This window comes from Klebsiella sp. GL120222-02, assembly GCF_003097195.1.
GTDB classification, from domain to species: domain Bacteria; phylum Pseudomonadota; class Gammaproteobacteria; order Enterobacterales; family Enterobacteriaceae; genus Klebsiella; species Klebsiella variicola.
Genome location: NZ_QEQO01000007.1, coordinates 59943 through 81911, shown reverse-complemented (window position 1 = coordinate 81911; position 21969 = coordinate 59943). Strand labels below are relative to the sequence as shown.

Below are 21969 nucleotides of genomic sequence, written 5' to 3'. Positions count from 1 at the left end.
CCCCCTCACCTCGCTCAGTCGTGACATCGCGTCCCGCCTGGTCAAGCATTGTAGGCATCAAACCCCAGTGAGATGGGGAAAAGCAGGTTCCTTGCAATAAGTAGAGCCAGAGGTTTGCTTTCAGAGCAACTCGCCCCATCTGCCACTGTTCGCCAGTCCAGGCCGCCAACATAAAAAAAGCCTGCTTTTCCAGCAGGCTTTGTTTTATACCGCGGCAGAACACCTCTTCCGGAAGGCGAACCAGCCCCTTTCAGCGCTAACGCCCCGGCCCACCGGCCATGTTTGTTAGCGCAAGCTTTCTTCCTTGAGGTCTATCTCCCGCAGCACTTCATAAAAGGTCGTATCACTGATGTTATGGGCGCGCCGCAGCCGGAACAGCTCCTGGCGCTGAGCGATAATAACCTCCCTTTGCATATACTTCTCCAGCCTGGCGCGCTTCGCCAGCTCCAGCCCGACGTCCTGCTCCTCGTCACTGTCGTTATAGTGCAGCCGCCGCTGGTACGTTTCCAGCAGCATATTGCCCGCATCGACCCGCAAAGCCTGCTCATTCGGATCGTCCACCGACTCGTCCAGCAGCGCATTCAGGCGGTTAATCGCCACTTCGGTCATCACCGCACCGATATTGTCTTTCCCGGTGTCATGGGGTAAATCATCGGCCAGATACTGGGTCATGTACGGCAGGCCGACGGCCGCCACGATGAGCGACATCAGGATCACCGCCATTGAGAGAAAGATCAGCAGTTCCCGCCCCGGAAACGGCGAGCCATCCGCCAGCAATACCGGTAGTGTCAGGATACCGGCAAGGGTGACGGAACCTTTTACCCCCGCCAGCGCCATGACGGCCATAATGCTGAATCGCGGACGAATAGTGATAGCCTTGCCCCGGCGCTTGCGGCGGAAAATCGTCAGGGTCATCGACAGCCATACCCAGGCAAAGCGCATCAGGCCAAGCGCCAGGGTGATGGCCACCGCGTACAGCAGCAGATACCAGGGAGACGAGACGCCGGCCTGACTGGCCACCGCAGGAAGCGTCTTCAGCATGCGCGGCAGCTGCTCGCCCAGCATGAGAAAAATCATGCCGTTGAGGGTGGTCTGCAACATGGTCCACACCGCGCTGCTTTTCATACGCGTCGCCGGCAGTCGGGGCCCCGACAGCTGCTCATAGTGCATCGCAATGCCGGCGGCCACCGCAGCAAGAATGCCTGAGACATGGAACGCCTCGGCCAGCAGGTAGGCGGCAAAGGGGATAAGCAGGCTTATCAGGATCTGAATTGCCGGCTCCTCGCGGGTGCGCCGCACGAGAAAGTTGTTGCATTTGCCGGTGACCCACACCACCACGAGGCCACTGAGGATGCCCCCAAACGCCATCAGGAAAAACTTCACTACCGCGTCTCCCGGGGAGAAGCTGCCGGTCAGCACCGCGGCGATGGCGAAGTTAAAGGCGACAAGGCCTGAAGCATCGTTTAACAGCGACTCCCCTTCGAGAATATGCGCCATCCTTGAGGGAAGCGGTGAGCTGGCGGTCATTGCCGATACCGCCACCGGATCGGTGGGTGACAGAATAGCCGCGAGGGCGAACCCCGCGGCCACGGTGATAGCCGGGATCAGCCAGTGTATAAACAGACCAATGCCGAGGATCGTCACCATCACCAGGCCTATCGCCAGCGACAGAATCGGCTTCATATCCCTGAAAAAGGCGTCTTTGGGGATCCGCCAGCCATCGAGGAAAAGCAGCGGCGGAATAAACAGCAGCAAAAAGATATGCGGATCGAAATCGACCTGAAATCCGCCGGCGGCCAGCGCAGCGCCTGCGGCGATCTGGATCAGCGGCAGCGGCACCTTAACGGGCAGAAGATGAGACACGAACACGGTCACGACGATGGCCATCATAAAGACCAACACAATAGTAATTAGCGACATTCGCCCCCTCCTCTGACGGCAATACTCATTCTGTACATCACGCTTTTATTCCTTTCCTTGCAGGTGTTGTTTCATCGCCGGTTTATTGCTTCAGACGCCGATAATAGAGGTCAGCAATCTCTGTATGATGGCGATGTTATTTAAACTACGGTGCGCCTCATGCCGAACCAGGGGTGACAATGTGTTTTATCGTACCGCCTTTGTCAATCCGCCATCGTCTGCAAATAATTGACAATCCGCGTCTGCGACAGCGCAATGCAGGTATCTCTGGCGCTCGTCTATCCCACCTGATGGTAATCACGGATCAATATATTTTTATATTATTAGTTCTTCTTATCGTATTTCGAATACGGATATTACCAGGCAACATAATAGAATTCGCAGAGTAATATTTCACTGCCGAAAACAACGGTTATCGCCGTACAGTGCCAGAACATGCTCATGCCAGGCCGCCTTCCTGACCCTGGTTTTCGACATCCCTCTCCTCCGCCACGCTGCGCTTGCCCCATCCCGGGTTTGGGCGTACCCTGACCAACAATTAAACCACACGGTCTAAATGATGAATCCCGATACCTCCGCCGTCCTGAAGCCCCGCCGCGGTCGTCCACCCAAGGTCGATCGCCAGTTTGACGATACGCGCCAGGCGCTGATTCGCTCAGGCCTTGAAGTGCTGACCGAAACGGGCTATCTCGCGGCGGGTATCGAGGCCGTTATCAGAAATATCGATGTGCCCAAGGGATCGTTTTATCACTGCTTTAAAAGCAAAGAGGCCTTTGGCCTGGCCGTGCTTAGCGCCTATGGCGACTTTTTTGCGCATAAATTAGATAAATTCCTGCTGGACGACGCCGTGCCGCCGCTGGAACGGATGGCGGCTTTTGTGCGTCATGCCGGCCAGGGGATGGAGAAATACCAGTTTCGCCGCGGTTGCCTGGTGGGCAACCTCCTGCAGGAAGCCCCTCTGTTACCCGACACCTTTCCCGGGCGATTAAAAGCGATTCTGACGGCATGGGAGTCGCGCGTGGCCCGCTGCCTGCACGAGGCGCAGGCTGCCGGAGCGATCGCCCGCGACGCCTCACCGGACGCGCTGGCCCAGGTCTTCTGGATCGGCTGGGAAGGCGCGGTGATGCGCGCCAGGCTGTGCCAGTCCGCCGCACCGCTTCACCAGTACTGGGAATTTTTTGCGCACAGTATGACAACAAAAACACCTGCACAGGACGGCGTTAGCGCCGATAACCCCCTTCCGACGAGGAATACTCTGTCATGAAAGCATTAGTTCTGGACCAGATCGACAACCGCACCGTCGCCGCCATCAAAGCGATCGACCTGCCCGCCCTTGCCGAAGGCGACGTTCGGGTCGCTATCGACTGGTCGAGTCTCAACTATAAAGATGCCCTGGCGATCACCGGCAAAGGCAAAATCATCCGTCAGTTCCCGATGGTGCCTGGCATCGATTTTGCGGGACGGGTGAGTGAAAGCCGCGATCCGCGCTTTGCTCCCGGTCAGGACGTGATCCTGACCGGTTGGGGCGTAGGCGAAAACCACTGGGGTGGCCTGGCCACCGAAGCCTGCGTCAAAGGTGACTGGCTGGTTGCCCTGCCGGCGGCGCTCAGCGCGCGCCAGGCGATGATCATCGGCACCGCCGGCTTTACCGCGATGCTGTGCGTTGATGCCCTCGTCAATGCGGGCGTCACTCCGGAAAGCGGGGATATCCTGGTTACCGGCGCCAGCGGCGGGGTCGGCAGCACCGCCGTGGTGTTGCTGAAAGCGCTGGGCTACCGGGTGACGGCGGTATCGGGCCGGGAATCGACGCACGATTACCTGCGTCAGCTGGGCGCCGATGCGATCCTGCCGCGCAGCGACTTCGCGGAGACCCGTCCGCTGGAGAAACAGCTGTGGGCGGGCGCGGTGGATACCGTTGGCGGCACGATGCTGGCCAAAGTGCTGGCGCAGACGCAATACCGCGGCTGCGTTGCCGCCTGCGGTCTGGCCGGGGGCTTCGATCTGCCGACCACCGTGATGCCGTTTATTCTGCGCAACGTGCGCCTGCAGGGGGTGGACTCGGTGATGGTGCCGACCGCTGAACGCGACGCCGTCTGGCAGCGTCTGGCCCAGCTCCTGCCGGAAAGCTACTACCAGCAGGCGGCCACCGAAATCACGCTGGAGCAGGCGCCAGCGTATGCCGCAGATTTTCTCAGCAACACGATTCACGGCCGGACGCTGGTCAATATCGGCCAGTAATCCTCTTCTCCCGGCGCCCGTGGGGCGCCGGACTTCGAGAGGATCAAGGCATATCATTTCCTTCCCCACGGGATTATGATGACGCGAACCGATGCCTTTGCGAGTGGTAAAAAAGTAAATGGATGTCATAAGCATCATTATGGCGGCGGGTAAATCATCCGTTGACGTTGCGCTGTATACGCTGTTGCCGATTATGGTGATCATGCTGATCATCATGAAATATCTGGAGGTCCGCGGCATCCTCGATGTGATTGTTCGCTGGGTTGCCCCGCTGCTGAAGCCCTTCGGCTTAACCGGGATGAGCGCCTTCGCCCTGATCCAGATTAACTTTGTCAGCTTTGCCGCCCCGCTTGCGACGCTGTCGATTATGGACAAACGCGGCGTCTCGGACCGGCAAATGGCCGCCACGCTGGCCATGGTGTTCGCCATGGGGCAAGGCAACGTCTTTTATCCCCTCACCCCTTTTGGTCTGCACTGGCTGGCCTCGATCGTTATCTCGGTGGTCGGCGGGCTGTGCGCGGCCGCCGTCGCCTGGCACGTCACCGGACGGCGCTTATCGGTCGCCGAGAATCCCCGCGCGGAAGCGCTGCCCAACGCCGAGCAAAACAGCCAGGGCATACTGGCGGTGATCAACAGCGCCGGCTCCGACGCCATCCGCCTGGCGCTCGGCGCAGTCCCGATGCTGATCCTGTCGTTAACCATCGTCGGACTGCTGCAGGGCGCCGGGGCCATTGACCTGCTACAGCAGGCGCTGAAGCCGGTACTTGGCTGGCTGCATATCCCGCAGAACTTTGTGCTGCCGGCGCTGGTGAAGTGCGTCGCCGGGGGCACCGCCTACTTTGGCGTCATTTCTGAGCTGATCCAGCAGGGCAAAGTGACCGTCAGCCAGGTCAACGCCTCGGCCGGCCTGCTGATCCAGACCTTTGACCTCCCCGGTATCGGTATTTTTCTCGGCATCAGCTCACGGTTTGTCCGCCTGTTTCGCTTTGTCGTTCCCGCGGCGATCGTCGGCATCCTGCTGCGTACCGTTCTGCACCTGATCCTGTTTTAACGCCTCTGCTCTGGCCTGCGCTTTCAGGCAGGCCGTCACCGCCGCCTGCTCGCCGCAGGTGATATGCTCATCGACGCGCGCCAGCATCCACGGAAAGAAAGGATTGGAGGTGACGCGCATTAACGTCTCCAGCCCCACGCTCAGCGTTCCGGTTTCCCCTCGCAGTGAAATGGTGCCCAGGCTGATGCCGTAGCGGTTCTTCTCCTCCGGCTCGCGACCATACAGCGAGTCGCTCAGGGGAAACGGCACCGCCACATGCGACAGAGAGTACATATCCGCCGGCCAGGCGAGATGCAACGGATAACGATGCTCATCCCGCTCCTGCGCCAGCGTGGTACGGGCGATGGTCTGCAGCGTGTGCGCCGTCGCGTTGGTCACCACCGTGGTGGTATAGGCCCGCGGCGCCGGGGGCAGCAGCGTATTGACTGCCGCATAGAGCGCGGGACGGAACAGGACCCGGAGATCCGCCGCCTGGTTAATATCGAACACCACCAGCTCGCTGCCGTTATCCGGCAGGTAGCGATACAGGGACTCCACCACCGCGCGGGTGCTGACCGTGGAATCCATCACCGACTGAAAGGTCAGGACCGGCGGCAGCGCTTTCAGCTCGCCCTGACGGGACGCGCGGATAATCTGCTGCTGCAGCGCCTGGCTCAATAACCAGGACTGTCTTGCCGCCTTGACCGGAAAGGAGTTGTACTTGAAGGGATTAAACTCAGGCGCCACGTTCAGCCAGGCCGCGCGGGCGAACGCCGGGAAGATGGACGGCAGCCCGGCGAGGCCAGCGAAACGGGCAAACGCGGTCACACCGATCATCGGCGACAGCAGGATAATCTGCTGCGGCTGGCGCAAGTGATTGTCTTCCAGGCTATCAAGAGCATACTTGAGCGCCAGCGCGCCGCCGTTAGAGTAACCGACCAGATGCAGCGGCACGTCCGCCCCGGCCAGGCGCGTCGCTTCGCGCACTGCCAGACGCGTCGCCGCCAGCCAGGTCTCCCAGTCCACCGCCGTTAACGCCCCCGGCGCGGTGCCGTGTCCCGGCAAACGCGGCACCACCGCCACATAACCCCGCTGCTGCCAGAGTTGCGCCAGATAGCGCACGCTGTAGGGCGAATCAGTCAGGCCATGGAGCAGCACCACGCTGCCGCGCGGCTTGCCCTGCGGCAACAGCACAAAAGAACGATTCCAGTCCTGCTTAAACTGCCCCGGCCAGACCCGGCTGTGACGATAAAAGCGGTTGACCGGGGTTTTATCTTCCTCCGGCAAAGCCTCTGTCACCTCGCGCTGGAGATCGGCGAAAATCGTCTTCTCCCGCGCCAGATACTGGGCAAAGGTCGCCTGGTCGATCTCTTCGGCCGACATCTCGTTGGCGCTCCAGGTATGCCAGCGATGCAGGGCCGGGCCACGCTGGGACTCATAGATCCGCCCGGCGAGAAAGACCACCAGCAGCACCAGTACCGCAATGATCCCTTTTTTTAGCAGTGAGCCAATCACGGCGCCCGACGTTCGCCAGTGGCGTAAAACATGCTTCATGACGCTCCCTCTTATATTTTTCGCGTAGCCGAACTCATCTGCCCTATTCCTGACAGGCTATTTTCACTGTCTGCTTCTCAGCATAGTCATCGGTTCCGGCAAATTAAACCCGGCAGATCATTCATGTTCGGTGAAAAAAAGCCTACCGATGAGATCAACGTTCGGTCGCGTATTTTTAAACACTGTATAAACCAAGGGGATAATCTTATTGTCAGACCTTGAGGAAACATGAATTATCGGCAGGGACGCGATCAGGACAGGAAGATATAGATGGAGTGGTGGGTAAAAAAAGTACGAAAAAATTCAATGACCAGCTCCTGCTGCGTCGTGCTGCAGAGCGGTGCGCTGGAGATGATTGCGGAAATTGAAGCTTGTCGCCTCCACCTGCAGGAAGGCGATAAACTCACTCCGCTGGCCAATGCTCGTTATTGTCTGAATAATAACCCGGCGCAGACGTTGAAGATCCTCAAAGCCACTCATTATAGCAGTGAGCGCTGGGCCAAACTCGGCGGATAAAGAGCACGTCCGGCCCTTAGCCAGTTATAGTCTCAGTATCTTCGCATCCAATATATAAATTCCCCTTCGTCCTTTTCACGCTGTGACATACTATCGGGAATGTCAGCAGACCTGAAACAAGGAGCGAATAATGAATCACAAGGCCGCCAGTCTGACCCCGGAACAAGCGCTTGCCGAGCTGGAAGCGCGCTATGAAGCCTCGGTCACGGCGTTACGCAAGGCCATCGGCGACTATATCGACCATAATACGCTCCCTGATACCGAAGCCCGTGCGGAAGGCCTTTTTGTCTACCCGCAGCTGTCGGTCTCCTGGGACGGCGCCGATCATAAAGCCCTCAAAACGCGCGCCTGGGGACGTTTCACCCATGCCGGTTGCTATACCACCACCATTACGAATCCGAAACTGTTCCGCCACTATTTGCTGGAACAGCTGACCCTGCTGTATCAGGACTATGGCGCGCATATCAGCGTCGAGCTGTCGCAGCATGAGATCCCCTATCCTTATGTGATAGATGGCTCCACCCTGACCCTCGACCGCTCGATGAGCGCTGGTCTGACGCGCTATTTTCCCACCACCGAGCTGTCACAGATTGGCGATGAGACCGCGGATGGCCTGTTCCACCCTACCGAGTTCTATCCGCTGTCGCACTTTGACGCCCGCCGCGTCGATTTTTCGCTGGCGCGTCTGCGTCACTACACCGGCACGCCGGCGGAACACTTCCAGCCCTACGTGCTGTTCACCAACTATACCCGCTATGTGGATGAGTTCGTCAGCTGGGGCTGCAGCCAGATCCTCGATCCCGACAGCCCCTATATCGCCCTCTCCTGCGCCGGCGGGATCTGGATCACTGCGGAAACGGAAGCGCCGGAACAGGCCATTTCCGATCTGGCGTGGAAGAAGCACCAGATGCCAGCCTGGCATCTGATCACCCACGACGGCAAAGGGATCACCCTGATTAACATTGGCGTCGGCCCGGCTAACGCCAAAACCATTTGTGACCATCTGGCGGTACTGCGCCCCGATGTCTGGCTGATGATTGGCCACTGCGGCGGCCTGCGTGAAAGCCAGGCTATCGGCGACTATGTGCTGGCCCACGCCTATCTGCGCGACGACCATGTGCTGGATGCGGTACTGCCGCCAGATATTCCGATCCCCAGCATTGCCGAAGTGCAGCGTGCGCTGTACGACGCCACCAAGCAGGTGAGCGGGATGCCCGGCGAGGAGGTGAAGCAGCGGCTGCGTACCGGAACGGTGGTCACCACCGACGACCGTAACTGGGAGCTGCGCTATTCTGCTTCGGCGCTGCGCTTTAATCTCAGCCGCGCGGTGGCTATCGATATGGAGAGCGCGACCATCGCCGCCCAGGGCTATCGCTTCCGCGTGCCTTACGGCACGCTACTCTGCGTCTCGGACAAGCCGCTGCACGGTGAAATCAAGCTACCGGGCCAGGCCAACCGCTTCTACGAGGGGGCTATCTCCGAGCATCTGCAGATAGGCATCCGGGCGATCGACCTGCTGCGCGCCGAGGGAGATCACATGCACTCGCGTAAGCTGCGTACCTTCAACGAACCGCCGTTCCGCTAACCGGTGACGCAGAGATAAAAAGGAAACACGCTGGCGTTCCCCGCAGGGGATCGTCAGTGCCGGGATGAGCGAAACGAACGGCCCGGCGAGAACTTTGGATGTGCGTCCACAGGGAAGCGTGGCGCGCAGAAAAGCAAAAAGCCTGCTCGAAAGCAGGCTTCTTAAATTTGGCTCCTCTGACTGGACTCGAACCAGTGACATACGGATTAACAGTCCGCCGTTCTACCGACTGAACTACAGAGGAATCGTGTGAACGGGGCGCATATTATCGATGACGCCCGGCGCTGTCAAAGCCTGTTTTCAATAAAATGAATCGTTTGCCGAATTATTCTTCACTTTGCGCAAAAAATGGCGTTCATCCCCGCAAACGGCTCAGGTTTCCTTCGACGTGGCCTTCACGCGCGGGTACTTCCACAGCCAGCGACCGCTCACCATGCGGAAGTAAAACAGCACGCCGCGCACCGCCCAGTCGAGCACCATCCCCAACCACACGCCTATCACGCCCATCCCCAGCACGATACCCAGCGTATAGCCCGCCACCACCCGGCAGCCCCACATGCCCAGCATCGACACCCACATGGTATAGCGAACGTCGCGGGCCCCCTTAAACGCGCAGGGTAAGGTCCACGACAGCGACCAGATTGGCATAAACAGGGCGTTGAGCCACAGCAACTGCTTCACCACCTCTTTCACGTCGTCTTCATGGGTATAGAACGAGGCGATAAAGCCGGCGAACGGGGCGCTGCCCCAGGCGATCAGCGTCAGAATGATCGTCGACAGCCAAAATACGTGCCAGGCCTGGAATTCAGCCTGACCAATCTGCCCTTTTCCCAGCCGCTTACCGGTGATGATCGTCGAGGCGGAGCCGAGGGCGTTGCCCGGCAGGTTAATCAGCGAGGCCACTGAAAAAGCGATAAAGTTGCCGGCGATAACGTTGGTACCCATCCCGGCGACAAACATTTGGGTCAGCAGCTTGCCGCCATTGAACAGGACCGATTCGATACTGGCCGGGATGCCGATCCCCATCACCTCCCAGATAATGGCGAAGTTAAAGGGTTTGAAGTAGCCCTTCAGCGACAGCCGCAGCGCCGGATTGAGACCCACCATCAGCACCCAGATAGTGGCTATCGCGCCAATATAGCGGGCAATGGTCAGCCCAAGACCGGCGCCGACAAACCCCAGCCCCGGCCAGGAGAAGATGCCGTAGATGAGCACGCTGCTGATTAAGATGTTGAGGATATTCATCCCGCCATTGATCAGCAGCGGGATTTTGGTGGTTCCGGCGCCGCGCAGTGCACCGCTACCGATCAGCGCAATCGCCGCCGCCGGATAGCTCAGCGCCGTCAGCTCCAGATAGGTCAGGGCCAGGGCCTTGACCTGCGCAGTGGCGTCACCGGCGACAAAATCAATAATCTCCTGCCCAAAGGCATGGATCACTCCCGCCAGCAAAATGGAAAACAGCGTCATAATGGCCAGCGACTGACGTGCGGCCGCTCTCGCCCGCCGCCGATCGCGCTTGCCAAGGCTAAAAGCGACCACCACCGTGGTGCCAAGATCGATGGCGGCAAAGAACGACATGATCACCATGTTAAAGCTATCGGCCAGCCCCACCCCGGCCATGGCCTCTTTTCCCAGCCAGCTGACAAGGAAGGTGCTCAATACCCCCATCAACAGCACACAGGCATTTTCCAGCAGAATGGGGACAGCGAGAGGGCTGATTTCGCGCCAGTACAGCACACGATAACGCTGACGTTTTTTAAACCAGGATGTTCGTTCGACGGCCTGGCGTACGGCGGAGGTGACGTTCAAGAGAGACCTTAGTGAGAGATGTTGAAACAACATTTCAAATGATGATTGAGAAATGGATATCCTGCAAAGTATTTTTCCTGAATAATTGTCGGAAATGACAACAAATTGTTGATGGAAGCGGCAGTTGCACCTGAACAGGCGAATTGATGTTTGACAAAAGATTTTTCGCCGCTAAGATACGACTCCACACGATTCCTCTGTAGTTCAGTCGGTAGAACGGCGGACTGTTAATCCGTATGTCACTGGTTCGAGTCCAGTCAGAGGAGCCAAATTTAAAAAGCCTGCTTTCGAGCAGGCTTTTTGCTTTTTTGCGTCGCTGACGTTAACTGAGAATCGCATCCAGCCTGGCAAGCACTTCATTGACAACGGCGTCAGGTATGCGTTCCAGACGCTTGCCGTTCCGGGCCGCCATATCGATAGTTCTGGGCTGGTCGCAGCGAATAACGCCTGTTGTTTTGGTCCCCGCCTCTTCCAGTGAAACCGTGAAGCCTGCTGTACGTGCAAAGTTTCCACCGCTGGTGACGGGAACCACGACCGGTAGCCGGGTCAGCTTGTTAAACGATGCCTTCGATACAATGAGGACCGGACGTTTTCCACTTTGCTCGTGGCCAGCAATCGGATCCAGTGAAACAAGCCAGATTTCCCCTCTGTCCATTTACAGAATCTCCTTGCCCACCGCAGGCGCATCAATCCATTCCCGATCCTCTTCGCTCATTTCGGCGTGCGGATCGCACTGCGCCAACAGTTCCTCAAGCGAATAATGGGGCCGTTTCTGCGGTTCAATAATCAGGCAGCCATTATCTATAGTCATACCCACTTCGCTGTCTGTCGACAGCTCCAGCGCTTTCAGCACGGCGGGAGGAACCGCCAGCATGATGGATCCGCCAACCTTTTTCAGGCGAGTTTTGTACATAAAGGACCTCCGAATATTATATTTTAATATAACATCCAGGGTGGATTGTGCACTATTACTCATCAGATTCATGGTGATTTCCTTAGCGTAATAAACCGCAATCCATCGAAGGACAGATCCCAGTTTTCAGCGGTGTGATGACCTGTAAAACGGCGACCATCCTGATACATCGGGCACTTCTTGCAGGTCAGGAAGCATTGTGTGCAGGCGAGAACTGATTTCGTTGTAAGAAGGCGATAATAGAAAACTGATTCTGGGGTTCAAAGGATTATGGCGAATCAGATAAACAAAATGCGGCGCAGCTTCCGTATCCGGGTTGCGCCGGAGGGATATCAGCGGTAGCGCGAAGGCCAGATTTGCTCAGGCGCGATGCCCTTCCCTGCCGCCTCCCTACTCCCCGAGTATCTTCCGTGAACGCCCCCCAGCTCAGCCTGAAAAAGCCCCCGCCAGTAGGATGAATTCACTGCCGCTTGCGGGTGAGATAGCGTGGATTATCCACGCTATCTAACGTTATACCCGGAGGCACCATGAACCTCAGACAACAGCAACAGCAGGCGTTCGATCGCAGCGGAGAACCCCTTATCGTCGGCGACGTCAGCCACTGCCCGCGGCCACCCGAAACCCTCGCCGCACTGGGCCCCGATTCCCCTTATGTGGTGCAGGTATACGGCTCAGGCCTGACCGGGGAGGTTTACCGGTTGCGCATCGCCGGCAAGGAGTACAATTTAAAAAAACGACGCGCCGTCGCCGGCGTCGCCAACCTCAACGGCCAGCTGTCGTTTTTAAATGAAGTGCAGCGCCGGCAAGCGTTGCAACGGCTGAAGGATAACCCGGTCACCGCCCCGCGCTTCACCCACATCGTCCCAACGCTGTATGCCGATTATCGCCTCGGCATCCTGCTCTCGCCGTGGATCGATGGCGAGCTGATTCACCATCTGACCCCGCCGCTGATCGCCCAGCTATTTACGACCCTGGAAGCCTGTGAGGAACAGGGGCTGATGGAGTGGGATCTCTGTCGTGGAAATCTGCTGGTGGACCATCAGGAGCAGCTGTGGCTGTTCGATTTTGGCTACATGTATCCCTTCGATCCGCTCAGGGAATTCAACAGCAACGGTCTGGCCGATCCGCTGTTCCACTTTGTCGAGCGCTTTGAGACCCGCTTCTTTTTTAGCTGGCTGATGACCCAGGTTCCCGGCGCGGAGCAGCAGCTGGCGCACTATCGCGATCTGAAGCGGCTGGCGCTCGAAAGCTACCGGCGCAAGCTCGCCTGGCTCCGCGCCCGACAGGCCGCCCCGCAGGTGCAGGCCCATTTTCAGCAGATAACGGCGCGCTGGGCGTCGGCGCTGGCGGACCCAGCCGCGCTGAGCCGGTTATTTGCTGTGGAGGCTTTCCGCTCCCACGTGCTGGATATCGAAGACGATCTGCATGGCCAGTCGTGTACCTTACTCACCCTGCAACGCATCGACTGGGTGATAGGCCAGCTGGAACAGCATTATCGCTTTATCGCCGACGAAGGCGGTCTGTTTTACGATAACGAAGGCAAATCACAGCAGGCGCTGCTCAGCAGCTATGCGCAGAAGTGGCAGCAGGCGCAGCGGTACCTGCAGAACGCCTCCACGCCAGGTTAGCGACGCTCGCGACCCTGCTTCTGCTTCGCCTGGTACATCAGCCGGTCAGCGGTGGCCACCAGCGCGTTGAGACTGGGATGGCTGGCGGGATCGTACTCGACGCAGCCCCAGGAGAACGCCAGCTGCCAGGGGTGAGCCGCCTGCTGGTTGAAACGGGCCACGTTGTGACTGAGCGTCTCCATCGCTGTCGCGGCATCGTGGCGGCTGGTATTGGCGAACAGAATGATAAATTCGTCCCCACCCTGCCTGGCGAGGATATCGGACTCACGGAAGGCCGCTTTCATCAAATCGGCGATGGCGATCAGCGCGCGGTCGCCCTCTTCATGCCCCCAGGTATCATTGATGTGCTTGAAGCGGTCGAGGTCGACAAAGGCGAGGCTTACCGGCTCCTGGCGGCGCTGGGCCGTCAGCAGGGCATACTCGGCCAGGGTGAGGAATCCCCGGCGATTAAACAGTCCCGTCAGCTCATCAGAGGTTGCCGCATCCAGCACCTTGAACTCATCCTCCACGATCGCCGCCAGATCGCTTAAGATCTGCATTTCATGGGCGGAAAACGAACGCGGCTGATGGTCCATCAGACAAAAAGACCCGACGGTCGCGCCATCCGGCAGTTGCACCGGATACCCGGCGTAAAAGCGGATATACGGCGCCGCAATGACCAGCGGGTTATCGTGAAAGCGCTCGTCCTGCTGCATGTCGTTGACGATAAGCGGGTCGGTTTGCAGGATGGTATGGGCGCAAAATGAAATATCTCTCGGCACCGTGTCCACATCGAGGCCGGCACAGGACTTGATATGCAGGAGATCTTCCCCCACCAGACTGATGGACGCCACCGGCAGGTTATACAGCGAACGGGCAAGCCTGGTCAGGCGATCGAAGCGTTCTTCTTTTCCGCTATTCAACAGCCCGGAAGAGCGTAGCGATTGCAGGCGACGCTGCTCGTCGGGATGAAGTCCGGCTAATTTCATTGTCTCTCTCTTGTCTCTTGCGCAGAATTCTGCCGGGTTTCCACAGAGAAACCCGGCGTTTTATCCTGCCAGGGGGAAATTGTCGTCAGGTATCCCATGAGTTAAGCAGATTTCCCCTGCTCGTCAACCAGCGCGCCCCGGCGACTGGCGACCAGGGCGCTGGCGGAATGCCATTAACGGCACTCTGCCCGGCAAAGGGGGAAGATCAGGCGCGGATAAACGCCAGCAGATCGGCGTTGATGGTATCGGCGTGAGAGGTGTGCATCCCGTGCGGGAAGCCAGGATAAATGATTAGCTGGCTGTTCGGCAGCAGTTTGTCCTGCAGAATGGCTGCATTTTTATAGGGAACCACCTGGTCGTCATCCCCCTGCATCACCAGCACCGGCAAGGTGATCGACTTAAGGTCTTCCGTCTGGTCAGTCTCTGAAAACGCCTTGATACCTTCATAATGGGCCTTGGCGCTGCCGATCATTCCCTGTCGCCACCAGTTCTGGATCGTCCCCTGCGACACTTCTGCCCCGTCACGATTGAAGCCATAGAACGGGCCAGAGGCGACGTCGAGATAGAACTGGGCGCGGTTCGCCGCCAGCGCTTTGCGGAAACCATCAAACACCTCGATCGGCGTACCGCCCGGATTCTGCTCGGTTTTCACCATCAGCGGCGGGACGGCGCTAATTAACACCGCTTTCGCCACCCGCCCCTGCGGCTGGCCGTAGCGGGCGACGTAGCGGGCAACCTGGCCGCCGCCAGTGGAGTGCCCGACGTGGACCGCATTGTGCAGATCCAGATGTTCCACCACCGCCGAAACGTCCGCCGCGTAATGGTCCATATCGTGCCCCTCGCTAACCTGATCGGAGCGGCCATGACCCCGACGGTCGATAGCGATGACCCGAAAACCTTCGGCAAGGAAAAACAACATCTGGTTATCCCAGTCGTCGGCGCTCAGGGGCCAGCCGTGATGAAAGACAATCGGCTGAGCTTCCTTTGGACCCCAGTCTTTGAAGTAAATGTTGACGCCGTCTTGGGTGGTGACAAATGCCATGTTACAGACTCCTCTTTCAGGATAACCAGCCTGCAGGCCCGTGCCTGGGCTGAACGCCGACGGCGGCCGGCAGGAGTGCCGACCGCACAGGAATGTGATGCCTGTAACAGTGTAGAAGAAATTTGTCACCACGCCGGGTGACTTACCCCGTCTCGCTTCATTTGCCGCCGGACTCCGTTACGCCGCACTCTCCTGCTGCCTGATACGCACGATCAGCGCGCCGAGCAGCGACAGGTCCAGCAGCACGGCGAAGGCGAAGCACACGCCGCTGCGCCCGGCCCCGGCGGTATGTTGGGCCAACAGCGTCGCCGCGATGACAACGACCACGCTCAGCAGCGTTGCGCCATCGACTCTGGGCCCACACTGCGCCGACCGTCCCGCCGCAATCCGCCAGGCGACAGCCGCCCCCGCCCCGCCGCACGCCACGCCCGGCAGCATGGCGGACCAGTCCTGCCCGCCATACCAGGCCACCAGCGCCAGCAGCCAGCCGGCCGCCGACAGCAGAAAGGCCCAGCGCGTCGCCGCCAGGGGCGAGCGATAGAGCCAGGACTGCCCACGTGTGGATCCCCACCCGGCACCGAAGGCGGCGCTCAGTGCCGTCAGCAGACTCAGCATGCCGGTCACGCCGATAACGGGAACCATGTTTAACAGCAAGACTCCGGCGGCAAAAGCCACGCTCAGGGCGATGGCGCGGCCACGCGGCTCGATAATCCCCGCCGCGTCCGCGGCGGTGTAGCGGCTTACAACGTGCATAATTGACTCCTGACAGGCGAAGCAGCATGAATTTAATTCATGCCACTGTCTTTACATGCCCGTAGCCTAGCGCCACTATATTGCCTTACACAAACGCATAGTTTTCAGCCATAGATGAGAAAAACTCAGCCATGAGAACACCCCGTCTACCGCCGCTGGGGGCGCTGCGCGCCTTTCATGCCGTCGCCCGCCACCGCAGTTTTAAACAGGCCGCCGGGGCGCTCGGCGTCAGCGCGACGGCGGTCAGCCATCAGATTAAACTGCTGGAGTCGGTGCTGGAGTGCCGGGTGTGCGAACGCAGCGCACAGGGGGTCAGTCTGACTGCCGATGGCGAGATCCTCTACGCCGCCACGCAGCGCGCTTTTAGCGCCCTGGAACAGGCCGTCGTCCAGATCGCTCATGCTCGCCAGCCACCATCCTTAACCGTCACCACCACCTCCAATTTTCTCACCCACTGGCTGGTGCCACGGCTGGCGGACTTTACCGCTCGCTTTCCGGCTATCGACCTGCGTCTGCACACCAGCGTCGAACGGGTGGATCTACAGTTGGGTACCGTGGACGCCGCGATTCGCTATCGTGAAACGCCGGAACCAGACCTGTGCTGTACGCTGCTGTATGAGGATCGTTTTATCGTGGTCGCCAGCCCGTCCCTGGGCCTCGCCCGGCCTGAAGATCTGCAGCGGGTGACGCTGTTTCACGTCGCCAACCGCCGCGTGCCGGCCGACTCGCCAAACTGGGAGAACTGGCGCCGCCGCTATGGGCCGTCGACGCTGAATATTGATGCGGGGTTAACCTTTAGCGATGAGACCCATGCCCTGCAGGCGGCGGTGGCCGGCCAGGGGGTGGTGATCGCCAGCGAACTGCTGGCACGGGATCTGCTGCAGCGCGGGGTATTGTCCGCGCCGTTTTCCTGCGCATTACCGGGCGCCTGCTACTACCTGGTCACCACCGAGTCAGTGGCGCAGCGCGCGGATATTATCGATCTACGGGAGTGGCTGGTCGGCCAGATGGCATTAGGTGACGGTCGCCATCCGGCGGAAGAGTAGCGGGCTTACCAGCCGCAAACGTTGGTCTCTTCATCGGACTCGTAGCCGCGAACGATATTGATCAGATCCTTCACCGTATCAGCGGCGGTGAGCGGGTCGCGCAGCGCCGCCAGCGAGGAAAAGGTTTTATCAACCGAGACGCCGTTATTATTATTGGTGACGGTTAACACCCACTCCTCTTCTTCATTGCCAGCTGGCAGGTCATCCAGCAGACTATTTACCGCCTCCACCGCGTGCTGCGGAATATAAAGCGCCATCGGTTTGAGATATATTTTTTCGCGTTTTTCCTGACGCTGGCCATTCTCAACTGCCAAGGCATAGCCTTTATTTTCGCTGTTCATCTCTTGTTATCCCTCGATGAGAATTTTCGGATCGACGTAAAAGTCGACATTAAAAACCGTGTCCTCGCTGAGCGCCTCAATACAGTGCCATTTCTCCGGCGGAAAAACGCCAAACTGCCCGGCTTCAATGGTCAGCGTTTCAACAGGCTCGGGGCTGGTTTCATCAGCATAGCCGAGATAGCGGATCGCCCCCTGCATCACCGAGAGACGAGGATAGACGCCCTGCCGGGTGCCGGCATCCAGATGGCGACGCCAGATAGAGGCCGGGGCGGTCTCCCTGGTCCACAGCGGCGTGCTGCGGGTGTGAACGTAATGGGTGGGAATAATGATTCGCTGCATGATGGTGCCTCACTTTACCGTCTCAAATGCGACGTTCAGAAATAGCCTATATGATGCATATCATATACCCCTTTTAAACGATAAGGATATTATTTTGTTGCTGCTTTTACCGTCTACTCCTTTTTATACCTCTCAGGGATTAGCGACGCGGTAAAATAAAAAAGGCGATTTCAGGATCCTGAAATCGCCCGGAGAATAAAAGTAAACGCGTTAAAAATTTGTTAGCGCAGCGGACTCGGCTTGCCGATTAAATACCCCTGGACCAGGTCGCACCCCAGCGCCTGCAGCGAGGTCAACTGCTCTTCGGTTTCCACGCCTTCCGCCACAATACGCATATGCAGACTCTTCCCCATACTGATAATCAGGCGAACGATATCCAAATCGTCTTTTTGCTCCGGAATATTGATAACAAACGAGCGGTCAATTTTGATTTTATCGAACGGGAAGTAGCTTAAACGGGACAGGGAAGAATAGCCGGTACCAAAGTCATCAATGGAAATCTGAATGCCCTGCTCGCGCAGCTGGCTGAGAATTTCCAGCGAACGGGTATTCTCATTGAACACATCCGACTCGGTGATCTCCAGATCCAGACGTCGCGGATCGAGGCCGGTCTGCTGCAGCACGCCGATAATGGTATCGGTCAACGACGTGTTCATCAGTTGAATCGGCGAAACGTTGACCGAGACTTTTAGCGGCGTCGCCCAACTGGCCGCTTCGGCGCAGGCGGTTTTCAGCACCCACTCGCCGAGGGTATTGATCAGGCCGATTTTCTCCGCGACGGGAATAAACACCGTCGGCGGCACAGCGCCGCGCACGGGATGGAACCAGCGAACCAGCGCTTCATAGCCGTAGATTTCACGCGTGACGGTATCGGCGATCGGCTGGTAGTAGACTTTAAATTCGTCATGGGCCAGCGCCTGCAGCAGGTCATCTTCGAACGATTTATTCTCCTGCAGGCGCTGCAGCATGCCCGGCCGGAAAATTTGCACATGACCGCTGCCCTCTTTTTTCGCCTCGTACAGCGCAAGGTCAGCACACTTGTACAGATAATCGGTCCGGCTTTCGCCGTCAGAGATAACGATCCCGATGCAGGCGTCGATATTAATCTGCGCATCGTAGATCTGATAGGGCTGGCTGATCTTCTCCCGGATAACATTGGCGCGCTCAAGGGCCATCTCTTCAGTCAGATCGTAAGAGAGCATCGCGAACTCATCGCCGCCAAGGCGATACAGCGTCTCGGAGGTTTTACGGAAAAAAGAGAGACGACTGGCCAGATCCTGCAGCAGCTTATCGCCAGCATCATGGCCGAGGGTATCGTTCACATCCTTAAAGCTGTCGAGGTCGAACAGCATCACCACCGCGCACCCCTGATAGGGGCGCACCTGGTTGACAATCTCCTGCAACCGCTGCCAGAAAGAGAGACGATTCGGCATACCGGTCAGCGAATCATGGTAGGCATCGTACTGCAGTCGGCGGTTCTGTACCTGCAACTTCTCTTTCGAGGCCTGCAGATCGTTGGCCAGCGTCTTCATGCGCACATGGGCGCGACGCAGGTTATTATTCTGCCGGAGCATCAACAGGCCGAGGGTAATACACATGGCGATCAGCAGAATGGAGATCACCGAGTAGATATAATAAAGATGCTGGATTTTATCATGCGTGATATTAACGATATTAATATCTTGCGTCAGGGTGGCGGCGGCCATTGAGGTCAGGGGGCCATCCAGTTCACTCAACACCGGCAGGATCTGTTTGACCTGCTCCGGCGTCATGGTATCAACTTGTTTATCAAGCAGATGAAGATTACGAATCAGCGTCGCGACCACCGCCTTCCGCTGTTCGCTTTTATTAATAAATTTACCCAGATCGCCCTGCTGCAGGAGTTCGATCTGGCTCATCATGATCTCCAGGCGCAGGCGCACCTCATCGTGGTCCGCCCCTTCGGCCCCGATCGCCATTCCCGCCAGACGAGACTCCAGTCGCATATATTCCGACACCATCTGCGACATTGACCACGAGTCTGTATAGCGGGTAAATTTTTGCAACTCACTTTGTCGCTCATGCACCAGATAGGTAATATATCCGGTAACAATAAATAACGACAAAATAATAGCCGTGAGTATTCGATTCAAGATCCAACCCTTACTCTATAATAATCTTAGAAACTTGCCAGGCCGATCGGGAATAATAGATCTGGTTTTGTAATTCAGTGCTGCTGTCGTAAGGGTAGACGATAAATAATGGACCTTTATCACGAACGCGCATATATTCGCCGTTCATTTTTAAGGCCATAATGACCGGGAATTTATAAAAATCATCAATCGGGATAATGGTGGTGTAGTCGTTAAGCGCCAGCACGCGCGCGGATTTGCCCTTAGCGCCGACTAAATCCATGAGTTTATTAAGGGGAATGCCATCGAAACGAACCTTACCGGTGTACCAGGGGGTGGTGGTTTCCACCGTTTTCATCCCCAGTTTTTCCAGCGCCGCGAGGTCAAAAACGGCTTTGTCACCGACGTTCGTATTCCCGATTTTTCCGGAAATGGTCAGTACAGGTTTTCCTGTCGGCGCAGGCAGTTTTTCAGCGTAAGCGGAAGGCAACATGACAGAACAAAATAACACTGCAAGAAGTAGACGCATTTAACTCACCATTCCAGAGAAGGAGACATGTTAAGTGTAAACCATTTACGTCAATTCTTAAAAGGTGTCCCTCTTTGTTATCCGTTGATTTAATTAAAAGTATAAGCTGGCTGGCAAATTGCCAGATTGTTTAGTACAGGGTGTGATTTAGCCCGCCTTTCCCGTCGCTTCTTTTTTGCGCCATCTCCCCGCTTAGCAGGCAAACTACTTTCCTCCACGGCCGCTGCGCGGTAGTCTCAACGCTGACGCAACAGTAAAAGCGTCTCATTCCAATAACGACAAATTATGTGACAGACAGGACAGGGTATGGATTCAACAATAAGCGTGCAGCCCGCCGAGGCGCCAGATTCACTGCTTCGCGCCCGGCGGGCGGCATGGGGCAGTTTTGCCGGCGCGGTGGTCGACTGGTACGATTTTCTTCTCTATGGCATTACCGCCGCGCTGGTCTTTAACCGCGAGTTTTTCCCGCAGATCGGCCCGGCGATGGGGACGCTTGCCGCCTTTGCCACCTTCGGCGTCGGGTTTCTCTTTCGCCCGCTCGGCGGGATTATCTTTGGCCACTTCGGCGACCGCCTCGGGCGCAAACGGATGCTGATGATGACCGTCTGGATGATGGGTATCGCCACCGCCTGCATCGGCCTGCTCCCCTCGTTCAGCCAGATCGGCTGGTGGGCGCCGGCGCTGCTGGTGTTCCTGCGGGCCGTTCAGGGGTTTGCCGTCGGCGGGGAATGGGGCGGCGCGGCGCTGCTCTCGGTGGAGAACGCCCCGCAGGGGAAAAAAGCCTTTTACAGCAGCGGGGTGCAGGTAGGCTACGGCGTCGGCCTGCTGCTCTCCACCGGACTGGTATCGCTGATCAGCAGCCTGACCACCGACGAGCAGTTCCTCAACTGGGGCTGGCGCTTACCGTTCCTGTTCAGCGTGGTGCTGGTCCTTATTGCGCTGTGGATCCGTAACGGCATGGCGGAATCGCAGGAATTTGAAGCGCAGCAGAGCCAGGCCAACCTTCAGCCGGAGAAAAAGCGACTACCGGTGGTGGAAGCCCTGCTTCGCCATCCGGGAGCGTTTTTACTGATTATCGCCCTGCGGCTGTGCGAACTGCTGACGATGTATATCGTCACCGCCTTCGCCCTCAACTATTCCACGCAAAACCTCGGCCTGTCGCGCGAGCTGTTTCTCAACATCGGCCTGCTGGTGGGCGGACTCAGTTGCCTGACTATCCCCTGCTTCGCCTGGCTGGCAGACCGCTTTGGTCGACGACGGATCTATATCACCGGCGCGCTGATCGGCACGCTGAGCGGTTTTCCGTTCTTTATGGCGCTGGAGAGTCAGTCTGTTTTCTGGATCCTGTTCTTCGCCCTGATGCTGGCCAATATCGCCCATGATATGGTGGTCTGCGTCCAGCAGCCGATGTTTACCGAGCTGTTCGGCGCCAGCTATCGCTATAGCGGCGCCGGCGTCGGCTACCAGGTGGCGAGCGTGGTCGGCGGCGGTTTTACGCCGTTTATCGCCGCGGCGCTGGTCACCTTCTCCGGCGGTTCATGGCACAGCGTGGCCCTCTATCTGACCGCGGGATGCCTGCTGTCGGCGCTCACCGCCCTGCTGATGAAAAAACAGACCGTCCACTGACCCACCAGCGGAGGGCGTGAC

At 58.0% G+C, this 21969-nt stretch carries 19 protein-coding genes, 2 tRNA genes and 2 pseudogenes; 10 read left to right on the top strand and 13 right to left on the bottom strand.

All coding sequences use genetic code 11. From position 1 onward, the window contains the following. Positions 1 to 285 precede the first annotated feature (285 nt). The gene (locus tag N438_RS19730; RefSeq protein WP_012541138.1) at positions 286 to 1920 is read right to left on the bottom strand and encodes a Na+/H+ antiporter; all 1635 of its coding nucleotides are present in this window, start codon (positions 1918 to 1920) and stop codon (positions 286 to 288) included. 559 nt (positions 1921 to 2479) lie between these two features. On the opposite strand from N438_RS19730, the pseudogene N438_RS19725 reads away from it, so the two are divergent. The 3 genes and pseudogenes from N438_RS19725 (at position 2480) to N438_RS19715 (ending at position 5209) form a co-directional block, all read left to right on the top strand. After that, positions 2480 to 3305 (top strand): annotated as a pseudogene (locus N438_RS19725) (TetR family transcriptional regulator C-terminal domain-containing protein). Then, complete coding sequence (locus N438_RS19720; RefSeq protein ID WP_224224414.1) at positions 3196 to 4158, top strand: MDR family oxidoreductase; 963 nt, start codon at positions 3196 to 3198, stop codon at positions 4156 to 4158. The pseudogene N438_RS19725 and the gene N438_RS19720 overlap by 110 nt, the downstream one beginning before the upstream one ends. A gap of 118 nt (positions 4159 to 4276) precedes the next feature. Further along, a complete protein-coding gene (locus tag N438_RS19715; protein WP_048268585.1) occupies positions 4277 to 5209 on the top strand; it encodes a nucleoside recognition domain-containing protein in 933 nt (310 codons plus the stop codon). On the opposite strand, the gene N438_RS19710 is transcribed toward N438_RS19715, so the two are convergent. Continuing rightward, positions 5120 to 6742 (bottom strand): alpha/beta hydrolase, encoded by a 1623-nt coding sequence (locus tag N438_RS19710; protein WP_048268586.1) that lies wholly within the window; start codon positions 6740 to 6742, stop codon positions 5120 to 5122. The two genes, N438_RS19715 and N438_RS19710, sit on opposite strands and share 90 nt — an antisense overlap. Before the next feature lie 270 nt (positions 6743 to 7012). On the opposite strand from N438_RS19710, the gene pmrD reads away from it, so the two are divergent. Together pmrD and N438_RS19700 are read left to right on the top strand one after the other, a co-directional pair. Continuing rightward, entirely contained in the window at positions 7013 to 7258 is a 246-nt protein-coding gene (pmrD, locus tag N438_RS19705; RefSeq protein ID WP_008804171.1) for a signal transduction protein PmrD, read from the top strand. A 130-nt stretch (positions 7259 to 7388) separates the two neighbouring features. Continuing rightward, a complete protein-coding gene (locus N438_RS19700) occupies positions 7389 to 8843 on the top strand; it encodes an AMP nucleosidase (RefSeq protein WP_008804170.1) in 1455 nt (484 codons plus the stop codon). A gap of 168 nt (positions 8844 to 9011) precedes the next feature. On the opposite strand, the gene N438_RS19695 is transcribed toward N438_RS19700, so the two are convergent. Continuing rightward, positions 9012 to 9087, bottom strand: a tRNA-Asn gene (locus N438_RS19695). A 128-nt stretch (positions 9088 to 9215) separates the two neighbouring features. Beyond that, positions 9216 to 10652, bottom strand: a complete 1437-nt coding sequence (locus N438_RS19690) for an EmmdR/YeeO family multidrug/toxin efflux MATE transporter (RefSeq protein WP_044613538.1) — start codon at positions 10650 to 10652, stop codon at positions 9216 to 9218. Between the two features lie 193 nt (positions 10653 to 10845). Between N438_RS19690 and N438_RS19685 the strand changes: the two genes are divergently transcribed. Then, positions 10846 to 10921 (top strand) — tRNA-Asn (locus tag N438_RS19685). Between the two features lie 53 nt (positions 10922 to 10974). Here the strand turns inward: N438_RS19685 and N438_RS19680 are convergent. Together N438_RS19680 and N438_RS19675 are read right to left on the bottom strand one after the other, a co-directional pair. Continuing rightward, the gene (locus N438_RS19680; RefSeq protein ID WP_008804165.1) at positions 10975 to 11307 is read right to left on the bottom strand and encodes a type II toxin-antitoxin system PemK/MazF family toxin; all 333 of its coding nucleotides are present in this window, start codon (positions 11305 to 11307) and stop codon (positions 10975 to 10977) included. Next, the gene (locus N438_RS19675) at positions 11308 to 11565 is read right to left on the bottom strand and encodes an antitoxin (RefSeq protein ID WP_012541132.1); all 258 of its coding nucleotides are present in this window, start codon (positions 11563 to 11565) and stop codon (positions 11308 to 11310) included. Positions 11566 to 12092: 527 nt separating this feature from the next. Here N438_RS19675 and N438_RS19665 point away from each other — a divergent pair. Continuing rightward, positions 12093 to 13193, top strand: coding sequence for a phosphotransferase (locus tag N438_RS19665; protein WP_116696428.1), 1101 nt, complete (start codon positions 12093 to 12095; stop codon positions 13191 to 13193). Here N438_RS19665 and N438_RS19660 read toward each other — a convergent pair. The 3 genes from N438_RS19660 to N438_RS19650 form a co-directional block, all read right to left on the bottom strand. Next, positions 13190 to 14161 carry a sensor domain-containing diguanylate cyclase gene (locus N438_RS19660; RefSeq protein WP_012541130.1) on the bottom strand — a complete coding sequence of 324 codons (972 nt, stop codon included), beginning with the start codon at positions 14159 to 14161 and terminating at the stop codon, positions 13190 to 13192. The two genes, N438_RS19665 and N438_RS19660, sit on opposite strands and share 4 nt — an antisense overlap. Positions 14162 to 14366: 205 nt before the next feature. Next, positions 14367 to 15203, bottom strand: a complete 837-nt coding sequence (locus N438_RS19655) for an alpha/beta hydrolase (RefSeq protein ID WP_008804155.1) — start codon at positions 15201 to 15203, stop codon at positions 14367 to 14369. A gap of 177 nt (positions 15204 to 15380) precedes the next feature. Then, positions 15381 to 15956, bottom strand: a complete 576-nt coding sequence (locus tag N438_RS19650; protein WP_032733307.1) for a hypothetical protein — start codon at positions 15954 to 15956, stop codon at positions 15381 to 15383. Positions 15957 to 16087: 131 nt separating this feature from the next. On the opposite strand from N438_RS19650, the gene N438_RS19645 reads away from it, so the two are divergent. Beyond that, positions 16088 to 17002, top strand: coding sequence for a LysR substrate-binding domain-containing protein (locus tag N438_RS19645; RefSeq protein ID WP_023297926.1), 915 nt, complete (start codon positions 16088 to 16090; stop codon positions 17000 to 17002). A gap of 5 nt (positions 17003 to 17007) precedes the next feature. Here N438_RS19645 and N438_RS19640 read toward each other — a convergent pair whose 3' ends face one another. Next, positions 17008 to 17343, bottom strand: coding sequence for a DUF1869 domain-containing protein (locus N438_RS19640; RefSeq protein ID WP_016161436.1), 336 nt, complete (start codon positions 17341 to 17343; stop codon positions 17008 to 17010). A 6-nt stretch (positions 17344 to 17349) separates the two neighbouring features. After that, positions 17350 to 17682: a DUF1971 domain-containing protein gene (locus N438_RS19635; RefSeq protein ID WP_008804152.1), complete on the bottom strand. Its 333-nt coding sequence runs from the start codon at positions 17680 to 17682 to the stop codon at positions 17350 to 17352. 97 nt (positions 17683 to 17779) lie between these two features. On the opposite strand from N438_RS19635, the pseudogene N438_RS28620 reads away from it, so the two are divergent. Then, positions 17780 to 17907 (top strand): annotated as a pseudogene (locus N438_RS28620) (hypothetical protein). Here N438_RS28620 and N438_RS19630 read toward each other — a convergent pair. Continuing rightward, the gene (locus N438_RS19630) at positions 17904 to 19814 is read right to left on the bottom strand and encodes an EAL domain-containing protein (RefSeq protein ID WP_012541126.1); all 1911 of its coding nucleotides are present in this window, start codon (positions 19812 to 19814) and stop codon (positions 17904 to 17906) included. The pseudogene N438_RS28620 and the gene N438_RS19630 sit on opposite strands and share 4 nt — an antisense overlap. A 10-nt stretch (positions 19815 to 19824) precedes the next feature. Next, positions 19825 to 20286, bottom strand: coding sequence for a molybdopterin-dependent oxidoreductase (locus N438_RS19625; RefSeq protein WP_008804150.1), 462 nt, complete (start codon positions 20284 to 20286; stop codon positions 19825 to 19827). A gap of 342 nt (positions 20287 to 20628) precedes the next feature. Between N438_RS19625 and shiA the strand changes: the two genes are divergently transcribed. Next, on the top strand, positions 20629 to 21948 hold the full coding sequence (shiA, locus tag N438_RS19615) for a shikimate transporter (RefSeq protein WP_046622939.1): 1320 nt from the start codon (positions 20629 to 20631) through the stop codon (positions 21946 to 21948). Positions 21949 to 21969: the final 21 nt, after the last annotated feature.